The sequence below is a fragment of the Oceanobacillus halotolerans genome, from assembly GCF_010993955.1.
In the GTDB taxonomy this organism is placed as follows: domain Bacteria; phylum Bacillota; class Bacilli; order Bacillales; family Amphibacillaceae; genus Oceanibacillus_A; species Oceanibacillus_A halotolerans.
In genome coordinates this window covers 26,600-46,197 of the sequence record NZ_WIXL01000002.1, presented here as the reverse complement: position 1 = coordinate 46,197, position 19,598 = coordinate 26,600, and the positions used below count along the sequence as shown (strand labels likewise).

24 protein-coding genes and 1 other RNA gene are annotated in these 19,598 nt (G+C 35.7%); 18 read left to right on the top strand and 7 right to left on the bottom strand.

Features of this window, described 5'->3' with window-relative positions; all coding sequences use genetic code 11:
* Positions 1-25 precede the first annotated feature (25 nt).
* The 8 genes from GHC26_RS03195 (at position 26) to GHC26_RS03160 (ending at position 7,048) form a co-directional block, all read left to right on the top strand.
* Positions 26-379, top strand: coding sequence for a DUF1798 family protein (locus GHC26_RS03195; RefSeq protein ID WP_163969826.1), 354 nt, complete (start codon positions 26-28; stop codon positions 377-379).
* A 67-nt stretch (positions 380-446) separates the two neighbouring features.
* Positions 447-851, top strand: coding sequence for a cytidine deaminase (cdd, locus tag GHC26_RS03190; RefSeq protein WP_163969825.1), 405 nt, complete (start codon positions 447-449; stop codon positions 849-851).
* 1,050 nt (positions 852-1,901) lie between these two features.
* Positions 1,902-2,210: a cell division regulator GpsB gene (gene gpsB / locus GHC26_RS03185; protein WP_163969824.1), complete on the top strand. Its 309-nt coding sequence runs from the start codon at positions 1,902-1,904 to the stop codon at positions 2,208-2,210.
* Between the two features lie 65 nt (positions 2,211-2,275).
* Positions 2,276-2,658, top strand: an RNA gene (gene rnpB, locus GHC26_RS03180) — RNase P RNA component class B.
* A 124-nt stretch (positions 2,659-2,782) separates the two neighbouring features.
* The gene (locus tag GHC26_RS03175) at positions 2,783-3,922 is read left to right on the top strand and encodes a THUMP domain-containing class I SAM-dependent RNA methyltransferase (protein ID WP_163969823.1); all 1,140 of its coding nucleotides are present in this window, start codon (positions 2,783-2,785) and stop codon (positions 3,920-3,922) included.
* 2 nt (positions 3,923-3,924) lie between these two features.
* On the top strand, positions 3,925-5,421 hold the full coding sequence (locus tag GHC26_RS03170; protein ID WP_163969822.1) for a carboxypeptidase M32: 1,497 nt from the start codon (positions 3,925-3,927) through the stop codon (positions 5,419-5,421).
* A 21-nt stretch (positions 5,422-5,442) separates the two neighbouring features.
* Positions 5,443-6,534: a type III polyketide synthase gene (locus GHC26_RS03165; RefSeq protein WP_163969821.1), complete on the top strand. Its 1,092-nt coding sequence runs from the start codon at positions 5,443-5,445 to the stop codon at positions 6,532-6,534.
* A 1-nt stretch (position 6,535) separates the two neighbouring features.
* Complete coding sequence (locus GHC26_RS03160; RefSeq protein WP_163969820.1) at positions 6,536-7,048, top strand: isoprenylcysteine carboxyl methyltransferase family protein; 513 nt, start codon at positions 6,536-6,538, stop codon at positions 7,046-7,048.
* A gap of 76 nt (positions 7,049-7,124) precedes the next feature.
* Here GHC26_RS03160 and GHC26_RS03155 read toward each other — a convergent pair whose 3' ends face one another.
* The 4 genes from GHC26_RS03155 to GHC26_RS03140 form a co-directional block, all read right to left on the bottom strand.
* Positions 7,125-8,807: a b(o/a)3-type cytochrome-c oxidase subunit 1 gene (locus GHC26_RS03155; RefSeq protein WP_163969819.1), complete on the bottom strand. Its 1,683-nt coding sequence runs from the start codon at positions 8,805-8,807 to the stop codon at positions 7,125-7,127.
* Positions 8,807-9,310: a cytochrome c oxidase subunit II gene (locus GHC26_RS03150; protein WP_163969818.1), complete on the bottom strand. Its 504-nt coding sequence runs from the start codon at positions 9,308-9,310 to the stop codon at positions 8,807-8,809. Before GHC26_RS03150 ends, GHC26_RS03155 begins: the two co-directional genes overlap by 1 nt.
* Positions 9,311-9,335: 25 nt before the next feature.
* The gene (locus GHC26_RS03145) at positions 9,336-9,479 is read right to left on the bottom strand and encodes a cytochrome c oxidase subunit 2A (protein ID WP_163969817.1); all 144 of its coding nucleotides are present in this window, start codon (positions 9,477-9,479) and stop codon (positions 9,336-9,338) included.
* 390 nt (positions 9,480-9,869) lie between these two features.
* On the bottom strand, positions 9,870-10,070 hold the full coding sequence (locus GHC26_RS03140) for a cold-shock protein (protein WP_163969816.1): 201 nt from the start codon (positions 10,068-10,070) through the stop codon (positions 9,870-9,872).
* A 347-nt stretch (positions 10,071-10,417) separates the two neighbouring features.
* On the opposite strand from GHC26_RS03140, the gene GHC26_RS03135 reads away from it, so the two are divergent.
* Entirely contained in the window at positions 10,418-12,085 is a 1,668-nt protein-coding gene (locus GHC26_RS03135; RefSeq protein WP_163969815.1) for a formate--tetrahydrofolate ligase, read from the top strand.
* Positions 12,085-12,510: an HD domain-containing protein gene (locus GHC26_RS15850; protein WP_226376838.1), complete on the top strand. Its 426-nt coding sequence runs from the start codon at positions 12,085-12,087 to the stop codon at positions 12,508-12,510. The genes GHC26_RS03135 and GHC26_RS15850 overlap by 1 nt, the downstream gene beginning before the upstream one ends.
* A 226-nt stretch (positions 12,511-12,736) precedes the next feature.
* Here the strand turns inward: GHC26_RS15850 and GHC26_RS03125 are convergent, their stop codons facing one another.
* Together GHC26_RS03125 and GHC26_RS03120 are read right to left on the bottom strand one after the other, a co-directional pair.
* Complete coding sequence (locus GHC26_RS03125) at positions 12,737-13,099, bottom strand: phage holin family protein (protein ID WP_163969814.1); 363 nt, start codon at positions 13,097-13,099, stop codon at positions 12,737-12,739.
* A gap of 73 nt (positions 13,100-13,172) precedes the next feature.
* Entirely contained in the window at positions 13,173-14,204 is a 1,032-nt protein-coding gene (locus GHC26_RS03120; RefSeq protein WP_163969813.1) for a C40 family peptidase, read from the bottom strand.
* Positions 14,205-14,639: 435 nt separating this feature from the next.
* On the opposite strand from GHC26_RS03120, the gene GHC26_RS03115 reads away from it, so the two are divergent.
* The 7 genes from GHC26_RS03115 (at position 14,640) to GHC26_RS03085 (ending at position 18,332) form a co-directional block, all read left to right on the top strand.
* Positions 14,640-15,590, top strand: coding sequence for a thymidylate synthase (locus GHC26_RS03115; protein ID WP_163969812.1), 951 nt, complete (start codon positions 14,640-14,642; stop codon positions 15,588-15,590).
* 25 nt (positions 15,591-15,615) lie between these two features.
* On the top strand, positions 15,616-16,107 hold the full coding sequence (locus tag GHC26_RS03110) for a dihydrofolate reductase (RefSeq protein WP_163969811.1): 492 nt from the start codon (positions 15,616-15,618) through the stop codon (positions 16,105-16,107).
* 30 nt (positions 16,108-16,137) lie between these two features.
* Positions 16,138-16,716: a molybdenum cofactor guanylyltransferase gene (gene mobA, locus GHC26_RS03105; protein WP_163969810.1), complete on the top strand. Its 579-nt coding sequence runs from the start codon at positions 16,138-16,140 to the stop codon at positions 16,714-16,716.
* A 132-nt stretch (positions 16,717-16,848) separates the two neighbouring features.
* On the top strand, positions 16,849-17,055 hold the full coding sequence (gene tatA / locus GHC26_RS03100) for a twin-arginine translocase TatA/TatE family subunit (protein WP_163969809.1): 207 nt from the start codon (positions 16,849-16,851) through the stop codon (positions 17,053-17,055).
* Positions 17,056-17,074: 19 nt separating this feature from the next.
* On the top strand, positions 17,075-17,266 hold the full coding sequence (locus GHC26_RS03095; protein WP_163969808.1) for a twin-arginine translocase TatA/TatE family subunit: 192 nt from the start codon (positions 17,075-17,077) through the stop codon (positions 17,264-17,266).
* Positions 17,267-17,335: 69 nt separating this feature from the next.
* Positions 17,336-18,097, top strand: coding sequence for a twin-arginine translocase subunit TatC (gene tatC, locus GHC26_RS03090; RefSeq protein WP_163969807.1), 762 nt, complete (start codon positions 17,336-17,338; stop codon positions 18,095-18,097).
* Between the two features lie 22 nt (positions 18,098-18,119).
* Positions 18,120-18,332, top strand: coding sequence for a YozE family protein (locus GHC26_RS03085; RefSeq protein WP_163969806.1), 213 nt, complete (start codon positions 18,120-18,122; stop codon positions 18,330-18,332).
* Positions 18,333-18,388: 56 nt separating this feature from the next.
* On the opposite strand, the gene GHC26_RS03080 is transcribed toward GHC26_RS03085, so the two are convergent.
* On the bottom strand, positions 18,389-18,715 hold the full coding sequence (locus tag GHC26_RS03080; RefSeq protein ID WP_163969805.1) for a YolD-like family protein: 327 nt from the start codon (positions 18,713-18,715) through the stop codon (positions 18,389-18,391).
* 247 nt (positions 18,716-18,962) lie between these two features.
* Here GHC26_RS03080 and vrrA point away from each other — a divergent pair, with 247 nt between their 5' ends.
* Positions 18,963-19,562, top strand: coding sequence for a VrrA/YqfQ family protein (vrrA, locus tag GHC26_RS03075; protein WP_163969804.1), 600 nt, complete (start codon positions 18,963-18,965; stop codon positions 19,560-19,562).
* Positions 19,563-19,598 lie beyond the last annotated feature (36 nt).

Here is a 19,598-nt window from a genome sequence, read left to right as displayed (position 1 = left end):
ATATTAAACAAAAGGTAGGATTATAATGACAGATATCAGTACACAAACAAAGCAATTCAAGATATACCTAGATCAATTACAACAACGTTTTGAAACAGCAGATCCTCCAGAAAGCAGAAAGGACCATGCCTTTTTTGAAAAAGTTAAGAAAGAAACAAAACCAATTTATGAGCTGTTAGAAGAATGGGAGGAAAAAGCCCTCGATGTTGTTAAAAGAAGGGTAGTAAATGTACACCCACAACAAGTTACATCTACCAAGGAAAACATGGAATTATTACTAATGCACAGCTATTATATTGATGTTAAGCGAAAAAGATATATGGAACTTAATCATTCTATTCATTATATTTTAGATCAATTATTAAACGATTTACAATAAGCCTTTACAATCCCTACTATATCTTTTATAATTAGTTTCCATTTAACGTTGAAAGGGGATTCAACACATGAACAAAGACCAGCTAATCGAAGAAGCTATTGGGATACGAAATAGAGCATATGTACCATATTCAAAATTTCCTGTTGGAGCTGCACTACGTACGAAATCTGGTAAAGTATATACAGGCTGTAATATTGAAAATGCTGCATACCCGGTAGGTTGCTGTGCTGAACGTGTAGCAATTTTTAAAGCGATTTCAGAAGGCGAAACCGAGTTTGAAGAATTAGCCGTGGCAGCAGATACACAACGACCAGTCCCGCCTTGTGGCTCATGCAGACAAGTAATGAGTGAATTCTTTGATCGTGACACGAAAATTCATTTAACAAATCTCCAAAATAATATTAAATCGATTGTCATGGAAGAGTTATTGCCTTTTTCTTTTCAGCCAAGTGATTTAATCGATGATAAATAAAAGAGCTGATATTTCAGCTTTTTTTACATGTTAGGAAAGTATAAAATTTTAGCTAAGAAGTGGACTCGTTGCTAAAATTTTAATGTCCCAAATATAGAAAAACGAACATATTCCCTAAAGGACGAGCGAATGCGAGTTTTTCTAATTGGACTAGGCCCTTATCCTATTCTTTGTTGTTTTTTAACGTCGTATTAACTATATTATGTGCAATAAAAGGTGCCATTGATTTCCGCTTCGGACAGTCGCTTTCACCACGGGCATAAGTGCGACATCTGTTCAAACTTTACGTTTTCACAGTGTCTTCTTTACCGCAGGCACGGCATCAGCCTCCTCTATAGAAAAGCGTAAGTGCCTTGGTCACCCCCGATTAGAAAACTTGGCTTGTCGCCGAGTGGCGAAAGCCTTAGTTGCACTTATGCAGTAAGAAAGTATTTCTTATCTGCCAAGCTTAAGCCGAGCCTCGGTGTGGCGCTTTTTGCCACAAAGAGGATTGACTTAAGACCTCGAGGGGGTAGGCGCTGTAGCTAGATATCGGAAGAAGACCGCTTCCTCCAGGGTCTTCGGACACGTGCTTTTCCTGCAGGAGTCGACTGTCCTACGCTCCAATCAACTATTGTTCTAGCATTAATGATGATATTAATAAGAAATAGAACACGAGCTAGCGTAGGAAAAATACGGAGACTCCTGCGGGAAGTAGGAGATCGGTGAGACCCACAGGGCGATAGCCCGAGGAGGCTTACCACTCCCCCGCGGTAAAGAAGACACTGTGAAAACATAAGTTTGAACAGATGTCGCACTTATGCCCCTGGTGAAAGCGAAGTGTTTTTCCGTAGCGGTATTCATAAGCTAAACTACTGCGCATCATACATCAACTATGCATTAAGATTTATACTTGAAAGAGCAACAATCTTTTAGAAAACAACCTTCACTAAAAACAATTAATTCCAAAAAAAGACATAATAAAATAAAACAATAATAAAATTAAATTGACAAGCTATCATTTGTTTGAAAAAATATAAGTGACTTTGTGAAAATTGAGGTGAGGGTAAGGTGTCCAACAACAAAATTCAACTCACAGGAAAAAATATACTAGAAAAAGAATTCAAAACTGCAATGAGAGGCTATCATCAAGAAGAGGTAGATGAATTTCTTGATATCGTAATTCAGGATTATGATGCATTTCAACAAGAAATTGAAAGACTAAGACAAGAAAACGAGCGATTAAAAAAACAAAAGCAAACAGAAACACCAAGAACAAGAAGCGCAACACCAAACCATCAAGTAAATTATGATATTTTAAAGCGGTTATCTAACTTAGAGAAAGCGGTATTTGGAAAGAAGGTTGCTGATTCGGAATAATTGACTTAATTTACCAGTGCTTTACTAGGATATCTATGGTATACTATTATTTACATTATTATTGAATACTCACGTAATCGCTGCATGAATTTGCATGCAGAGGAAAGTCCATGCTCACACAAGCTGCGATGCTTGTAGTGTTCGTGCTTGACGAAATCATAAGTCAAGGTAGCCATTAACTGGCTAACGGCAGTGAAACGTCCTACGTCCTTTGGATATGGATTAGTACACTTGAAAGTGCCACAGTGACGAAGTCAGATTGGAAACAATCTGAGTGGAACGCGGTAAACCCCACGAGTGAGCAACCCAAATAATGGTAGGGGCATCCTTGATTAGGGAATTGAACCGAAAAAGGGACAGGTTAAGTGCCTGTAGATAGATGATTACGACCGGCGTACAAAGTTGACCACTGTTTGAGTACAAAGGATACAGAACATGGCTTACCGAGTATTCAATAGGTCATAGCGCGAAATGAACATAACCTTTCTAATAGGTGACTATTAGAAAGGTTATTTTTGTTTTATTATGGTAAACTATATGGATAGAAAAAAAGAAAAGAGAGGGTATTCATAATGGCTCAAGATATTACTTTAATTGCTACTGCTGCAATGGGCTTAGAGGCTGTTGTGGGCAAGGAGGTAGAAGCACTAGGATACGAACCAACTATAGAAAATGGAAAAGTTATTTTCCAAGCGCCAGCTTTGGCAATACCTCGGTGCAACTTATGGCTTCGAACAGCAGATCGTGTAAAAGTCTTAGTAGGTGAAGCGAAGGTCAAAACATTTGATGAATTATTTGAAGCGGTTAAAGCGCTCCCATGGGAACAATTTATTAGTGAAGATGGGAGGTTTCCAGTAAGTGGAAAGTCTGTTAAATCAACCTTGTTTAGTGTTTCAGATTGTCAAGCAATTACAAAGAAGGCAATTGCAGAGAGATTAAAATTGAAATATGGCCTAGCTTCTAATATGCCTGAAAAAGGGGCATTGTATAAAGTTGAAGTTGCCTTACATAAAGATATTGCCCAATTAACTATTGATACTTCTGGCTCAGGTTTACATAAGAGAGGATATCGTATTGGTCAAGGTGATGCACCGTTAAAAGAAACATTAGCTGCAGCTTTAGTTTTATTAACGAACTGGACACCGGATTATCCGCTATTGGATCCATTTTGCGGCTCGGGTACGATACCAATTGAAGCAGCGTTGATTGGGCAAAATATTGCACCAGGATTTAATCGGGAATTTGCTAGTGAAGAGTGGGAAATTATCAAACAGAAAGATTGGGAAATGGCATTAGAAGAAGTCGAGGATAAAGCAAATTATGATCAAAAAATCGATATAAGAGGTTCAGATATAGATCATAAACTCATTCAAATTGCTAGTGACAATGCTATAGAAGCAGGACTTGGTGATTTAATTGAATGGAAGCAAATGCGTGTACAAGACTTAACGATTAAAGAGGAGAACGGGTATATTATAGCTAATCCGCCGTATGGCCAGCGACTAGGAGATAAAGAAGAAATTGGACAAATTTATCATGATTTTGGAAATATAATGAAAGAACATCCATCATGGAGCGTCTATATCTTAACGGCATTCGAGTCATTTGAGTCAACGTATGGTCAAAAGGCTACGAAAAAAAGAAAATTATTTAATGGGTTTATTCGAGCGGATTACTATCAGTATTTTGGACAAAAAATAAAGGGAGAGTAAAAATGAATATAAATACTATTGAAAACGATTTTTTACAATTATTAAAGGAACAATCAGCCTATCAAGAGGCAATTATGTTAACACATTGGGATATGCGCACAAAAATCCCAAAAAAAGCTGTTGAACAACGTTCGAATGTAGTCGGTATTCTTTCTGAAAAACTTCATTCGATTGAAACCTCAGATGAAATGAAACATTTTATTGATGTGTTAAAGAACAGGACTGAGAATGAAGTTGTGAAACGAGCAATAGAAGTATGTGAAGAAACCTATGAACAGAACAAAAAAATTCCGAAAGAAGAGTTTAAAGAGTTTGTCATGTTACAATCCAGAGCAGAATCCGTATGGCAAGAGGCCAGAGAAAAATCGGATTTTACTTTATTCCAACCATATTTAGAACAATTGGTGACCTATAATAAGAAATTCGCAAGTTACTGGGGATATGATGATAATTTATATGATGCGTTACTACATCGATTTGAACCAGGAATGACTACCAAGCAATTAGATGATGTATTCCTACCCTTACGCGAATCATTAACCAATTTAGTAGATAAAATAAATAAAAGTGATCACCAATTAGCTGCTTCCAAATTGTTAATCCCTTTTCCAAAACAAGATCAAGAGGCATTTAGTGTGAAAGTTTTAGAAGAAATGGGATATGATTTTACATCAGGACGTTTAGACGAAACCGTTCATCCATTTGCTATTCCCCTTAATCGAAATGATGTTCGTGTCACTACGCGCTATGATGAACAAGATTTTCGTATGGCTATTTTTGGGACAATACATGAAGGTGGACATGCATTATATGAGCAAAATATCCACCCTAAGTTAAGTAATACACCGTTATCAACAGGAACTTCTATGGGTATTCATGAATCACAATCCTTGTTTTGGGAAAACTTTATAGGTAGAAGGAAGTCATTTTGGGAATCACATTATGACACTTTTTTAACCTATGCTCCTAAACCATTTCAAAACATAGAATTAGAAGAGTTCTATCGCTTAATAAATGATGTACAACCTTCCTACATACGTATTGAAGCTGATGAATTAACGTATTGTCTTCATATTATGATTCGATATGAGTTAGAAAAAGCATTAATGAATGATGAATTGGCTGTTAAAGATCTCCCTGAAGCATGGAATGAAAAAATGGTGGAATATTTAGGTATCAAACCGCCAAATGACAGGCTGGGTGTACTGCAGGATATTCATTGGTCGAGTGGAGATTTTGGTTATTTTCCGTCATACGCTCTTGGTTATATTTATGCAGCTCAGTTTCATCATGTATTAGATTCCACGAACGATATTGATTCGTTTATAAAAAATGGGGACTTCCATAAAATTAGGCAATGGTTAACAGAACATATACATCAATTTGGAAAGATGAAAAAACCATTAGACATTGTGCAAGAGGTGACAGAGGAAGATATAAACCCGCAGTATCTCATTCAATACTTAACTGACAAATACACCAAAATTTATCAATTATAGACAACGAAGAAAGGTGACACTATGGCTTATATCTGCTCAACTGGTGTTGCAATACCACCTAATAATATTCAACAAGATGAAATAAAGCAACTCGTTCAACAAATTTTTCATGATAACGATTCACGAATTAAACGGTTACTTCCAGTTTTTGATAATGCAAACGTTTCTAATAGGCAATTTGTGGTTGACGCTAATTGGTTTACAGAGGACCATACGTTTCAGGAGAAAAACGACTTGTATCAAACCTATGCAGCGGAATATGCAGTAAAGGCCGTTGACGATTGTTTAACTAATAATTATTTTCTTACAAGAGATATACCATATGATGCTGTTGATATGCTTATTTTTGTTTCTAGTACAGGTATTGCCACGCCAAGTCTTGATGTGGAATTAATGAATAAGCGACCATTTGCCGAAGATATTAAGCGAATGCCATTATGGGGATTAGGTTGTGCTGGTGGTGCAATTGGTTTGAGCCGAGCAGTTGATTGGGTAAAAGCAAACCCAGATAAATCTGCTTTAGTAGTATGCTGTGAGTTATGTAGTTTAACGTTCCAAAAACAAGATTTGAATAAAAGTAATATCATCGGGAGTGCACTTTTCGGTGACGGGATAAGTGCAGCTTTAGTATGTGGGGTAGACTCTATGTTGTTAGAGGATCGCTCCTCTAACTTACCAATCCCTAAAGTAATTGAAACAAGTTCCTTAACCAAAAAGGATAGCACAGATGTAATGGGATGGAATGTAAACAACAACGGGCTAGAAGTGATTTTTTCTAAAAGTATTCCAGCTCTTGTACATTCATTTTGGCAGAAACATATAGAATCGTTTTTATCAAAAACGGCACTGGGTAGAAGACAGATCCATTCTTATATTTCACATCCTGGAGGAAGGAAAGTTATAGAGGCTATGGAATCCGTCCTAAATGAATCAAGTAGCAAATTTGAAAAGTCCTATTCAGTATTACGTGAACATGGAAATATGTCTTCTGCAACTGTTTTGTTTGTACTTTATGAATGGATGAAAGAAAAGATAGAGAAACAAGAAAAAAGTATTATTTCTGCTCTTGGCCCTGGTTTTAGTTCTGAACTATTACTTGTGGAGTGGATATAGTATGACATTCTTAATGTGGATATTATTTACCATTGTTATCTTACAACGATTGATGGAGTTACGCATTGCAAAACGCAATGAACAGTGGATGAAGGAAAGGGGAGCACTTGAGCTCGGAGCACAACATTATAAATGGTTTGTGCTTGTTCATAGCATCTTTTTTCTCTCCATTCTTTTAGAAGTAATGCTCAGAAATCCTATTAATGCATCTGTAAACTACTATTTATTGGCAATATTTGTGCTTACACAACTATTGCGGATATGGTGTATCCAGTCGTTGGGACGATTTTGGAATACAAAAATTATTGTGTTACCAAAGTTTACACCTATTACGAGGGGACCTTATAAATATGTCAAACACCCTAACTATATCATCGTAGCAATTGAGTTATTTATTATTCCATTACTTTTTGGTGCCTATATTACGGCAATCATTTTCCCAATTTTACATGGCCTTTTATTAACCATCAGAATTCCAACAGAAGAAAAAGCATTAACTTTACTAAGACAATAGGTGCTTTACGCAAGGTAGGTTCCACACCTAAACAATAAAAGAGGACAGTTTTGAGAACTGTCCCCTTTTAGACTTTCTATCTTCCTATTGGAAAATCAAATGGTTTTGATCCTGGAGGTGAATTTTGAATTATATCCACAAACGGGATCGTGTATGCAAATAAAATTAATGCAATAGTAATCGCAATCCATAATTTCCAATTTTCAAAGAATGCTGGAGTAGGTTCTGCATCTTCTTCCTCTTCAGCAATTGGAAATTCTTCTTCTCCTTTTGGTGCAAAGAAGGTTAACTTCACAAAGATGTAAATCATTAACAATATACCGATGAAGAGAATTGTGCCACCAACTGCTTGTGCTAACTGATATCCAATCCATTCTGAAGCTTGTTCTGTACCACCATATTCTGAGTAAGAAGAACGTCTAGGTGCACCAAATAGACCAACGATATGCATAGCACCGGACATAATTGTCATACCTACTGTCCAAATAATTGCTTGTACAATTCCTAATTTATTCAGTTGAGGTGTTAGTTTTCTTCCTGTTAAATGTGGTACAAGCCAATATGTTATACCAAAGAATGTTAGAATAACCGTTGTTGCAACTGTTAAATGGAAGTGCCCTGTAACCCATATTGTATTATGGACAACCGCGTTCATTTGGTGAGATGCATTAATAATTCCGCCTGCACCACCTGGGATGAAAGCAAGCATTCCAATAAATGGAGCTAAAAATCGCACATCCTTCCATGGAAGGTGTTTAAACCATCCAAATAAACCACCATATCCTTTTTTACGACCAGTAATTTCAAATGTAGCAAATAGTGAAAATGCGGTCATTAAACTTGGAATAACCACCATAAACGTTAAAACAACCTGAATAAATTTCCATGTTGGATCAACACCAGGTTCTGTTAGTTGGTGGTGAAAGCCAACTGGGATGGAGAAGAATAAAAATAGTACAAACGACATTCTTGCAAGTGAATCGCTAAAGATTTTTCCGCCAATAATTTTAGGTATTACGAGATACCATGCCATATATGCAGGTAACAACCAGAAATAAACAAGTGGGTGTCCAAAATACCAGAATAATGTACGACTAACAAGCACATTAATTGTTTCTGCATATCCTAAAGACCAAGGTATGAATTGAATTAATACTGCTGCAGCTACACCAAGTGATGCAATAAACCATAATAGTGTATTAATTGTGACCATAAATGCAGCTAAAGGTGATTTCACACCAGGGTTTTGTTTTTTCCATACATATAACTGACGCCAATTGACAAAGCCTGCAACCCAACTACCAATGATAACAAGTGCTAGTCCAATATAAAAGGCAGGATGTGCACGTAATGGTGCGTAGAATGTATAAAGAACACTTGCTTCACCTAATAAAATTGTAGTAGCTGTCATGATGGTACCGACAACCATAACCCAGAAGGCTAACCAGGTAACTTTACGTTGTTTTTCAGAGATCCCTACTGTTTTTCCCATTAGGGCAAAGTGAAATCCAATAATAAAATAGGTTGTAAGAACAAGTCCTAATATAACACCATGGACTGTTAAGATCTGATAATAATCAATTCCCCATGGTAGTTCGAATTTACCAGAACGTACAAGCGTTTGTAACAGTCCCATTAAACCACCAATTAGTAAGGAAATAAATGCAACATGTATAAAGGACATATACAATCTAGATTCTGGTTTCGTAATTGGTAAACTTTGACTTGATTTTGCATCTTCTAATTTTGCAATTCCCATTATTCATACACCTCCAATGTTGCATACATCATATGGTGGCCAACACCACAATACTCATTACATACAATGGTATATTCACCAGGTTTGTTTAATTCTGTCTCCAAGCTACTGATATATCCAGGTTCAACCATCATATTTACGTTTGTTCCAGCAACATTAAATCCATGAACGACATCAGGTGTTGTTACTTGGAATAAAACGGTAGCACCTTTTGGAATTCGAATGTGTTTAACTGGTGTTCCATCCTCATCAGTACCGAGGTTATAATTAAATGCAGATGCGATAATATTGACAATATATTTATCATCGCCTACTTTCGTTAATCCTAAATTATCCTCCTGAAAGGCTTCATGTGCTTCGATGTTTTCTGGATCGATTGTGACTCCATGGCTTTGTGGATGTGTGCCTTGCCAGAATGCGCCGAATCCTAAGATGACTAAAAAGATGACAAGTGCACTAATTCCAAAAATTAGCCATATCTTTTCATATTTGTGTATGTGCATTTTTTTTCACTCCCTAATTTAATAATTACCTTGATATAAATAGTACAAAAACACCAATCCAGCTAATAACAATAAATGCGCCAACTAAAAAAACGGAAATTAGGGTTCCTTTTAATTCTGGTTCTTTCTTCTGATTTGGATCTGTTTTTTTCTCTTGTAAGTTACTCATATTGACACCCCTTTTCTTTGAAATAATTTCCTTAATTTCATGATACACATTTTCAACATGGAAATAAGGGATATATAAGACGTTTCACAAATTGTTCAATAATGCTTTTATGTAAGAATATCAAGGGATTACTAACCTTTTTGTTAAAAAAGTTTGTGAAGGTTATGTGAAGAAAAAATGGCATTTTTATAAAAAATAGAATATGCGTTCCTATTTTTAACGTTTAAATATTGATGGTAAATAAGGGAAGTCTGTTTAATATAGAAGATACGACGTTAAAAAACAACAAAGAATGTGACAAGAGAGCCTAAGGGGAAGGGGATAGAGGAAGGTAAAAAAGCACACGAAAAAGCGGTAATCAATAAGATTACCGCTTTCATTTTATGGTGTTTATTTTTTAACTACGTTAGCAGCTTGTGGTCCGCGTTCGCCTTCCACAATTTCAAAAGAAACTTCTTGTCCTTCTTCTAAAGCCTTAAAGCCTTCTTCTTGGATTGCGGAATAATGTACAAATACATCATTTCCTTCTTCCACTTGAATAAAACCGTATCCTTTTTCTGCGTTGAACCATTTTACTACTCCATTTTCCATGTTAAATAATCCTCCTAAAAACTTTCACGTAAAGAGATTGTTGCTGTTTGCTAGAACCACTGTACGTGTTAATACAAAGCAGATAAACAGAATGCTTAAATTAAAAGGCAACTTCTAATAAGAAGTGTCGGATCACTATTACATCCACTTCTATAGAAGTTGCCTGTTGGTAATGATTCCGTACATCTTCTTTGCTTGGTTCTAATATAGCTTATTTAAGGTAGCCAGTCAAGAAAAAGGGCTACCGATTTACATTTTTATTATAACCATAGTAACTAGGGAATATGTATGGTAAAGTATAAATGGAAGCGTTTTATAAAAAACCTACAAAGGAAGGGGACTTTTTTATGAAATCTGATATCGAGATTGCACAAGAGGCTACACTAAAACCAATTAATGATATTGCCGAGGGACTTAACCTACAGGAGAAGGATTGGGAGCCATATGGGCATACGAAAGCTAAACTTTCTGATCAATTATTAGCTAACTTAGAGAATAAACCGAATGGCAAAGTTATTCTGGTAACATCAATTAATCCAACCCCAGCAGGTGAAGGTAAGTCAACTGTAACTGTCGGATTAGGACAAGCTTTCCATCAACTAGGGAAAAATGCTGTTATCGCATTACGAGAGCCATCACTTGGACCAGTAATGGGATTAAAAGGTGGAGCTGCTGGTGGTGGAAATTCCCAAGTATTACCAATGGAAGATATTAATTTACATTTTACTGGAGACATTCATGCTATCACTACAGCAAATAATGCATTGTCGGCATTTATAGATAACCATATCCATCGTGGTAATGAATTAAATATTGATCCACGACGTATCGAATGGAAACGGGTAATGGATATGAATGACCGTGAACTTAGACAAATCGTAGTCGGTTTAGGTGGACCATTACGCGGTGTACCTCGTGAGGATGGTTTCAATATTACTGTAGCATCCGAAATAATGGCCGTATTATGCTTAGCTACTAGTTTAAACGATCTTAAGGAAAGATTATCCCGTATTGTGGTTGGGTATACATATGAAGAAGAACCAGTCACAGTAAAGGATCTAAAAGTTGAAGGTGCATTAACATTACTGTTAAAGGATGCAATGAAACCGAATTTAGTTCAAACGATCGAAAATACACCTGCAATTATTCACGGTGGTCCATTTGCTAACATTGCACATGGTTGTAATAGTATCATGGCGACAAAAACAGCTACTAAATTAGGGGACTATGTTGTGACAGAAGCAGGATTTGGTGCAGACCTTGGTGCAGAGAAATTTTTAGATATTAAAACTCGTGCAGGTAATATCGACACAGACGCAGTCGTTATTGTTGCTACCGTTCGTGCCCTAAAGATGCATGGGGGAGTGAATAAAAATGAGTTAACAGAGGAAAACCTCCCAGCATTAGAAAAAGGGATGAAGAATCTGGAAAAACATATTGAAACGATAGAATCATTTGGCCTACCATATGTAATTGCCATTAATAAATTCCCAACAGATACAGAGGCAGAAACGAACTTTATCCAAACATGGTGTGAAGAAAGAAATATTGAAGTAGCATTGACAGAAGTTTTTGCCAAAGGTGGTAAAGGTGGAACTGATTTAGCTGAAAAAGTCATGAAAAAAGCAGAGGAACCATCAGAAATTAACTATATTTATGATTTAAAAGACCCATTAGAGACAAAAATACGAAAAATTGCTCAAACTGTGTATGGTGCAGATGATATAGAATTATCTTCAAAAGCGAAGAAGCAGCTTCAATTTTTTGAAAAGCAAGGATGGGGAAATCTTCCAGTTTGTATGGCGAAAACACAATATTCACTTTCTGATGACCCGTCACTTGTAGGAAGACCTTCTGACTTTAAGATAACGATTAGAGAACTTAGACCATCAATTGGTGCAGGATTTATCGTAGTATTAACAGGTGATGTTATGACAATGCCTGGATTACCAAAAAAACCAGCAGCATTGAATATGGATGTTAGCGAAGATGGAAAGGTTAAGGGATTATTCTAGTGATCACAGAAGAACAAATTGGTAAGATAAAGCAATATATTTATGAACAATTTAAGGATGATGTTACCGGCCATGATTATTACCATATGCGCCGAGTCGCCCTATGTTCAAAAGATATTGCGTTAAAAGAAAATAGTGATCCAATCCTGTGTGAAGTAGCTGGTTGGGTTCATGATATTGGGGATCAAAAGCTCTTTTCAGATCCTGAATATGCTAAAAGAAACTTATGTACATTTATGAAGGATATAGGTTTGAATGACAAAGTGATTGATGATATTAATCAAACAGTAAAGGATGTTTCTTTTCGAAAAGGGGCTATTCCTAACACACTTGAAGGAAAAATTGTCCAAGATGCTGATCGTCTAGATGCGATAGGAGCTATTGGGATAGCAAGAACATTTGCCTATGGTGGAGCAAATAACTAGCTCATTTATCGTGATGAACAATTCAACCAAACGTCTATTCAACATTTTTATGATAAATTATTAACGCTAAAAGATAAAATGAATACAAATACAGCAAAGGCAATCGCTGAAAAAAGGCATTTATTTATGGATCAATATTTAACGTGTTTTATGGAAGAATGGAATGTAGAAAACACAAGTTGTATTAAAGAATCACGTAGTAATTAGTTACTACGTGATTCTTTGTCTATCCACTTACTTGCTCTTTATTTATGCGCCCACTCCGTAACAGCCAATTATGTTGAACTATTTCTGTTATAGCAAGGATAGCAGCCGTCAATATTGCTCCCCAAAAGGAAATAGATACACCGAGCATTAACCATGCCCCAACATAGATGATTGCAACAGAAGCGGCAAAATCCAAAAATAAACTTAATCCCTTTGTTTCTTCACGTAACATGAGTACTTCCATAAAATATCCTATAATAGCTAATACAATACCAAGTAAAATTGGTTGATACCAAAAAGTGAAATTAACATTAGGAAGTAACCATGATGCGATAATAAGGCCAATTGGGCAAATAAGTAATTTAACAATAAGACCAGTCATTCGTCACCCACCTTTTAGACAAGATGGGCTTAGTATTTGTTATTTTTATTAGCTTATAACAGTCAGCGGTATTTTATTTTACACGTCCTGCTCCAATATATCGCTGTTCCCAATATGATTCACTCAATTCACTAATCTCGACACCTCGTGATTCGCCAGCATGCACAAATTTACCATCTCCTATATAAACTCCCATATGTGATGGTCCAGGTTTATATGTTTCAAAAAAGACGAGGTCACCAATAGATGGTTGACTGATCTGCTCAGCAAAATTCCAAGTTTCACTTACCGTTCTTGGCGTTTTTATTCCTTGTGATTGAAAAACATATTGGATAAATCCACTACAATCAAAACCAGAAGGAGATGTACCACCCCATACATATGGGGTTCCAATAAAAGAACGCGCAACATCTGCTAGTGTTGACCGATTAAAATCTTTCGTTTCTGCTTGCTTCACTTCAGGTTGAGTCTCTTTTTGTTTCCCTTGCTTTTGTGTATTGTCGGTATTTTCGTTTTCACTTTTACTTTCATTTTCATTAGTGTCATATAATGCTTTAAGTGCTGATTCATCAACATGATCGGTGAGCTCCATATCATGTTCATTCTCTGCAGTTTCCAACGCTTTTTGAGTCATTGGTCCATAAATTCCATCAATTTCTCCTTTATAATAACCAAAATAATGGAGCGCTTCCTGGACAATTTTTACATCATCATTCTGCATACCTGGTTGAACAGAATCTGACATGTTCTCTAACTTTTCTATATACTTTTCTTTTTCAGAGTCTATAATCGCATAAATGGTTTCTTTATCAGTTTGACCTGTAGCGGTTAAATTGTGGTCTGATTGAAATTTCTTTAATGCATGTTCGGTTAAGATGCCGTAATCTCCATCAATTTTATCATCATAATAGGATAATTTATTTAGTTTCTCCTGTAATACCCGAACTGTCTCACCGTGTTCACTATACTGAACTTGTTCCGCTTCTAACAATAGTTTATTTTGAAGGACAGGGTATGCATCAACATAAACTGCAAACGGTTGGCTTAACACGTAACTATATAGAAAAGACTGTTTCACTACGTGTTCTACAGTACCATTTAGCATGCAAATATCCCCTTTCGAGTAGAATAGCTCATATACCTTGAGCTCTGTGATTCTTCTTAATACATTTATGTGGGGAAAAATGGGTTTATGACCTATCCACTATTTACGTTTATGTTACAATAAATGAAACAAATGTTACAAAAGGCTGTTTTCTAAATGTGTTTTTATTAAATATTGGTAACCAAGGCACTTCCGCTTTTCTATAAAGGAAGCTAAAAGCGTTGTCCGCGGTGTAGAAGACAATGCGAAACGAACAGTCGAACAGATGTCGTACTTGTGGCCGTGGTGAACGCTATTGTACGAAGCGGAAATCATAGACGTTAAGTTAAGTCGCATTAAATATCAACTACCACGTTAAAATAACAATAACTGCGAAAAGAGCCTTACAAAAAGATCTCTCTATAAAATGTAATGGGCAAAGGAGTTAATGAGTCGATGAGTGAACAAGCATATTTGAATTTATGTCATGAAATATTAGAAAATGGGACGAAAAAAATGGACCGTACGAATACTGGTACCTATTCTTTGTTTGGTTATCAAATGCGGTTTAATTTACAAGAAGGTTTTCCGCTTTTAACAACCAAAAAGGTGCCATTTCGATTAGTAGCAAGTGAGCTATTATGGTTTTTAAAAGGAGATACTAATATTCGCTATTTATTAAAGTATAATAATAACATCTGGAATGAATGGGCCTTTAAAAAATGGATAGAAAGTGAAGACTATGATGGACCAGACATGACCAATTTTGGTATACGCTCACAGGTTGATTCTGAATTTAATAAAGCATATCAACAACAAATGGAACAATTTAAGGAAAAGATATTACAGGATAATAACTTTGCTCAGCAATATGGAGATTTAGGTGCAGTTTATGGAAAGCAGTGGCGAGAGTGGAAAACATCTACTGGCCAAACAATTGATCAAATGAAACAGGTAATCCAATCGATTCAGGAAAACCCTGATTCCAGAAGGCATATTGTATCTGCTTGGAATCCCGAAGATGTACCTACAATGGCATTGCCCCCTTGTCACACATTGTTTCAATTTTATGTTGCGGACGGAAAGTTATCCTGTCAATTATACCAACGGAGCGGTGATATTTTCTTAGGTGTCCCATTTAATATTGCCAGCTATGCCTTATTAACACATTTAATAGCATATGAGTGTGATTTAGAAGTGGGGGAATTTATCCATACAATTGGGGATGCACATATTTATTCTAATCATGTCGAACAAATCAAAACACAGCTTGGACGAGAACCAAAAAAATTACCAACTCTTAAACTAAATCAAGATAAAGATACGATTTTTGATTTTGAACTAGAAGATATAGTCATTGAACAATATCATCCTCATCCAGCTATTAAAGCCCCAATAGCTGTTTAAGAATGATAATCGGAGGTGTTAAACGGTGATAACATTACTTGTTGCAATGGACGAGCAAAATCTTATAGGTGCTAATAATGACTTACCTTGGCATTTGCCAAATGATTTGAAGTTTTTTAAAGAAAAAACCACAGGTCACACTATTATTATGGGGAGGAAAACATACGAAGCAATCGGACGGCCATTACCAAATCGTAATAATATAGTGATTACTCGAGGGGATGCGGCTTTTCCAGATGAGGTGACAGTTATTCATGATATCAATCCTATTTTAAAATGGAATGAAGAATATCCAGACGAAGAATACTTTGTCATTGGTGGAGCTACTATTTTTGAACAAGTATTACCTTATGCAGATCGGATGTATATTACATTAATCAAAGACACCTTTGAAGGTGATACTTATTTTCCACCATTTTCAGCTGCTGAATGGACTGTTACAACAAAGGAAAAAGGGAAAAAAGATGCGAAAAACCCTTATAACTATTACTTCATCCAGTATGATCGAAAGGGATAATGCGTATCCCATAAGGGGGATGTATATAGAATGAAACGTTGTGGTGTTATATTATCTGGTGGAAAATCTTCTAGAATGGGGAAAAATAAATCATTGTTGGAATTAAACGGCCAAACAGTTATCGAACATGTTATGGATACAATGGAGGAATGTAGTGATACATTGGTTATCATTACAAATGAACCATCTCGCTATACTCATCTTTCCATTCCTTTACAACGAGATCGTTTTCACTACCAAGGACCTTTAGCTGGAATAGAGAGTGGGATGTATTATCATGAAGCAGATGTTTATTTCATTGCAGCTTGTGATATGCCTTTTGTACATAAAGATGTTTATGATCAGTTATTTAACCAGTTAGGCCGCTATGAGGCTGTCGTACCTGTTTATGATGGACAGATTCATCCACTTTCAGGCATTTATAAACGGTCTGTTTTGCCGGTTATTCAACAATTATTAAATGACGATCAACGGAAAGTTAAGAAACTACTTGATGCTGTACAAGTCCATTATGTCCATGATTTTAGCGGAATCCCACAAGAATTAGTAGAAAAGCATTTCTTTAATATGAATCACCCAGAGCAATTCGAACATGCTAAAACATTTTAAGTTGTGAATAAAAAGACAAACATGTTAAACTATAAGTAAATCGTGAACTTTATATGTACTTTTGCTATTTTTGATATACCTAAACAAACAATTCTATTATAATAAACTTAACCATGTAAAGAAGGTGTAATGATGTTTTCAAGTATCGGTTTTCCAGGATTAATTTTAATATTAATTATCGCATTAGTCATTTTTGGACCAAAGAAACTACCTGAAATTGGAAAAGCTGCTGGTCAAACACTTAAGGAATTTAAAAAATCAGCAAATGACCTAACAAGTGATATGACTGATGAGGCTAAAGAAGTAAAAGGAATCATCAAAGGGGAAGAGCGCAAGTAATCACGGAGGAGTGATGGGAATGTTTAGTAGTATTGGTGTCCCAGGGTTAATTTTAATACTTATAATTGCATTGATTGTTTTTGGACCTTCTAAATTACCAGAAATTGGCAAGGCTTTTGGAAGCTCATTAAAGGAGTTTAAAAATGCCACAAAGGATATTGTAGACGATGATACGTCAACAAAAAGTGATCAACCATCAACAAAACAATAGCATGGTCAAGAAGGTGTAAGGTATATAACCTTGCATCTTCTTTTGTGTACAGCAGTGGGAGTGTGAAAAATGACCGATCGCGATATCAAATTAGATGAAAAAGAAATGAATGTAACTGGACATTTATCAGAATTACGGAATAGATTAATTATTACAGCTATCTTTTTTATTTTATTTTTTGTTCTTGGCTTTGTATATGTAGAAGACCTTTATGCTTTTTTTACTGCTGAATTAGACTTTCAACTTAATATTCTAAGTCCTGGAGAAGCAGTATGGCTTTATTTTACAATGGCAGGGTTAGTAGGTATTGTTGGAACGCTTCCTATTTTAGCTTATCAAATATGGGCATTTATTAAGCCTGGCTTAATGCCAAACGAGAGAAAAGCATCACTAGCATATATCCCTGCTATTTTTCTCTTGTTTATTGGTGGACTAGTCTTTGGATATTTTATGTTTATTGAACTTATATTGCCCTTTTTACTAAGTTTAAGTGAAGGCATGTTTAATGAAATGTTTACAACTGAAAAGTATTTTAAATTTTTACTACGTATTACATTACCTTTTGCTATTTTGTTTGAAATTCCTATTATTGTTATGTTCTTGACATCTTTAGGTATTCTAACACCACATTTTATGAAACGAACTAGAAAATATGCTTATTTTGTGTTGATCATTATCGGTACAATCGTAACACCACCAGATTTTATTCTACAAATAGTTGTAGCGCTACCACTAATCATTTTATATGAGATCAGTATTTATTTAGCAAAAATTGTTTATCGGAAAAAGCAACGAAAACATGAAGAATTTATGAAGTCAGAACAAATCTAATGGTATGGAGTGATGATGTACAATGCGATCATTTTATCATTATGTGATGACATATAGAGGAAAGAAGAACCCTGATGAGAAGAGTAAGTTAGCAGACTGGATTTTTCATGATCATAATTTCCCGAAACATTCTACAAGTTATCATGAAATCAGTGATTATTTGGAGTGGAATAGTCCATTTCCGAGTGCCTTAATGATTTTTGATGAGATTTGGAATCATTATAGTTCTGAATGATTATTACATAAAGCAGTGTCCCAAAAGGTCAACTGATGCCCTTTTGGGACACTGCTTTATCTTTCCTTAATAGTGATTATTTTTGAAAAAGGTATGGTTATTTTCTCGTGGTTTACTTCTATTGTTAAATCCCTTTGATAAGGATTAATTTTTATAATTTTTCCTTCTATATCATTTTGGCAACCCTTATCATAAACTGTTAGTAGGATAGTATCTTGATGAATATAGGCCAAATTTAGTTGCTCATTTAGTAGTTCTAATGCTTGATCATCAAGAATTGGCTTTGTTTCATAGTGATCCTCTTGCCAAACATTTTTAAGCATTTCAACATGTTCTGGTAGCATCAATGATGTCCATTTTATGTTCCCTCGATCTCTTAACATATCACCATCACCTCTATTTATAGAATACAAAACATATGTTCTGTATTCAACTTATAAGCTCCTAGAGCCAACGATATAAATTTCGACAAAACACTACATTATTTGTAAAAATGTTTGGGTTTTTTGCGGTTACCCGGGAAATAGGGAATAATTATTTCACATGAATAGTCAAGTATAGTGGCCTACACGTATCCACCTAAGATGGCGTACAATAATCTAGATTATGATTTAAGTAAGGGGGATAAGGATGGCTTTACCAATACGGAGATCTCCAACAAATTATCAGCCGCCAATACAAGGTCCACCTAATTCATTTAGAGGACCGATGCAAGGTATGCACCAGACGCCAACCCCAACACCTGGAACTGGCGGAAGTGGTGGGATTCAACAATTACTGAGTCGTCTCGTTCAAAATCCTTCTAATACAGCTAACATAGCTGGGGGAGGAACAGGGGGTGGTTTGAGCAATACGTTAAGTAATATTCAACAAATTTTAAATGTAGTACAATCAACAGCACCAGTCATTCAGGAGTATGGACCAATGGTTAAGAATTTACCAATGATGCTAAAAATGATGAAAGCATTAAGTGAGACGGATAGCGAAGAAGACAATGACAATAACGAGGAAAGTGATCAAGAAAATCTAGATGCTGCCGAGTTAGAAAAGGAAGAGTCATCAGAAGATAGTCTTGATTTTCTAGAGAGTTTAGAGAGTTCGGTGCATGATGAGCGGAATTTAGAAGATACGACAAGTCAGCAAACAGAAAAACAAGAACAGTCCAGTGTAGAATCCGTAAATGAGGGGAAATCTAGGAGTGGTGAATCCGTTCCAAAATTATTCATTTAAATAGGCAAACCACTTGATTTCTGAAGCAATTAACGA

Coding starts and splice junctions, on each gene's coding strand:
- GHC26_RS03195 (WP_163969826.1), top strand. CDS start 26: ATGACAGATATCAGTACACAAACAAAGCAATTCAAGATATACCTAGAT.
- cdd (WP_163969825.1), top strand. CDS start 447: ATGAACAAAGACCAGCTAATCGAAGAAGCTATTGGGATACGAAATAGA.
- GHC26_RS03175 (WP_163969823.1), top strand. CDS start 2,783: ATGGCTCAAGATATTACTTTAATTGCTACTGCTGCAATGGGCTTAGAG.
- GHC26_RS03170 (WP_163969822.1), top strand. CDS start 3,925: ATGAATATAAATACTATTGAAAACGATTTTTTACAATTATTAAAGGAA.
- GHC26_RS03165 (WP_163969821.1), top strand. CDS start 5,443: ATGGCTTATATCTGCTCAACTGGTGTTGCAATACCACCTAATAATATT.
- GHC26_RS03160 (WP_163969820.1), top strand. CDS start 6,536: ATGACATTCTTAATGTGGATATTATTTACCATTGTTATCTTACAACGA.
- GHC26_RS03155 (WP_163969819.1), bottom strand. CDS start 8,807: ATGGGAATTGCAAAATTAGAAGATGCAAAATCAAGTCAAAGTTTACCA.
- GHC26_RS03150 (WP_163969818.1), bottom strand. CDS start 9,310: ATGCACATACACAAATATGAAAAGATATGGCTAATTTTTGGAATTAGT.
- GHC26_RS03145 (WP_163969817.1), bottom strand. CDS start 9,479: ATGAGTAACTTACAAGAGAAAAAAACAGATCCAAATCAGAAGAAAGAA.
- GHC26_RS03140 (WP_163969816.1), bottom strand. CDS start 10,070: ATGGAAAATGGAGTAGTAAAATGGTTCAACGCAGAAAAAGGATACGGT.
- GHC26_RS03135 (WP_163969815.1), top strand. CDS start 10,418: ATGAAATCTGATATCGAGATTGCACAAGAGGCTACACTAAAACCAATT.
- GHC26_RS03125 (WP_163969814.1), bottom strand. CDS start 13,099: ATGACTGGTCTTATTGTTAAATTACTTATTTGCCCAATTGGCCTTATT.
- GHC26_RS03120 (WP_163969813.1), bottom strand. CDS start 14,204: ATGCTAAATGGTACTGTAGAACACGTAGTGAAACAGTCTTTTCTATAT.
- GHC26_RS03115 (WP_163969812.1), top strand. CDS start 14,640: ATGAGTGAACAAGCATATTTGAATTTATGTCATGAAATATTAGAAAAT.
- mobA (WP_163969810.1), top strand. CDS start 16,138: ATGAAACGTTGTGGTGTTATATTATCTGGTGGAAAATCTTCTAGAATG.
- tatA (WP_163969809.1), top strand. CDS start 16,849: ATGTTTTCAAGTATCGGTTTTCCAGGATTAATTTTAATATTAATTATC.
- GHC26_RS03095 (WP_163969808.1), top strand. CDS start 17,075: ATGTTTAGTAGTATTGGTGTCCCAGGGTTAATTTTAATACTTATAATT.
- tatC (WP_163969807.1), top strand. CDS start 17,336: ATGACCGATCGCGATATCAAATTAGATGAAAAAGAAATGAATGTAACT.
- GHC26_RS03085 (WP_163969806.1), top strand. CDS start 18,120: ATGCGATCATTTTATCATTATGTGATGACATATAGAGGAAAGAAGAAC.
- GHC26_RS03080 (WP_163969805.1), bottom strand. CDS start 18,715: ATGTTAAGAGATCGAGGGAACATAAAATGGACATCATTGATGCTACCA.
- vrrA (WP_163969804.1), top strand. CDS start 18,963: ATGGCTTTACCAATACGGAGATCTCCAACAAATTATCAGCCGCCAATA.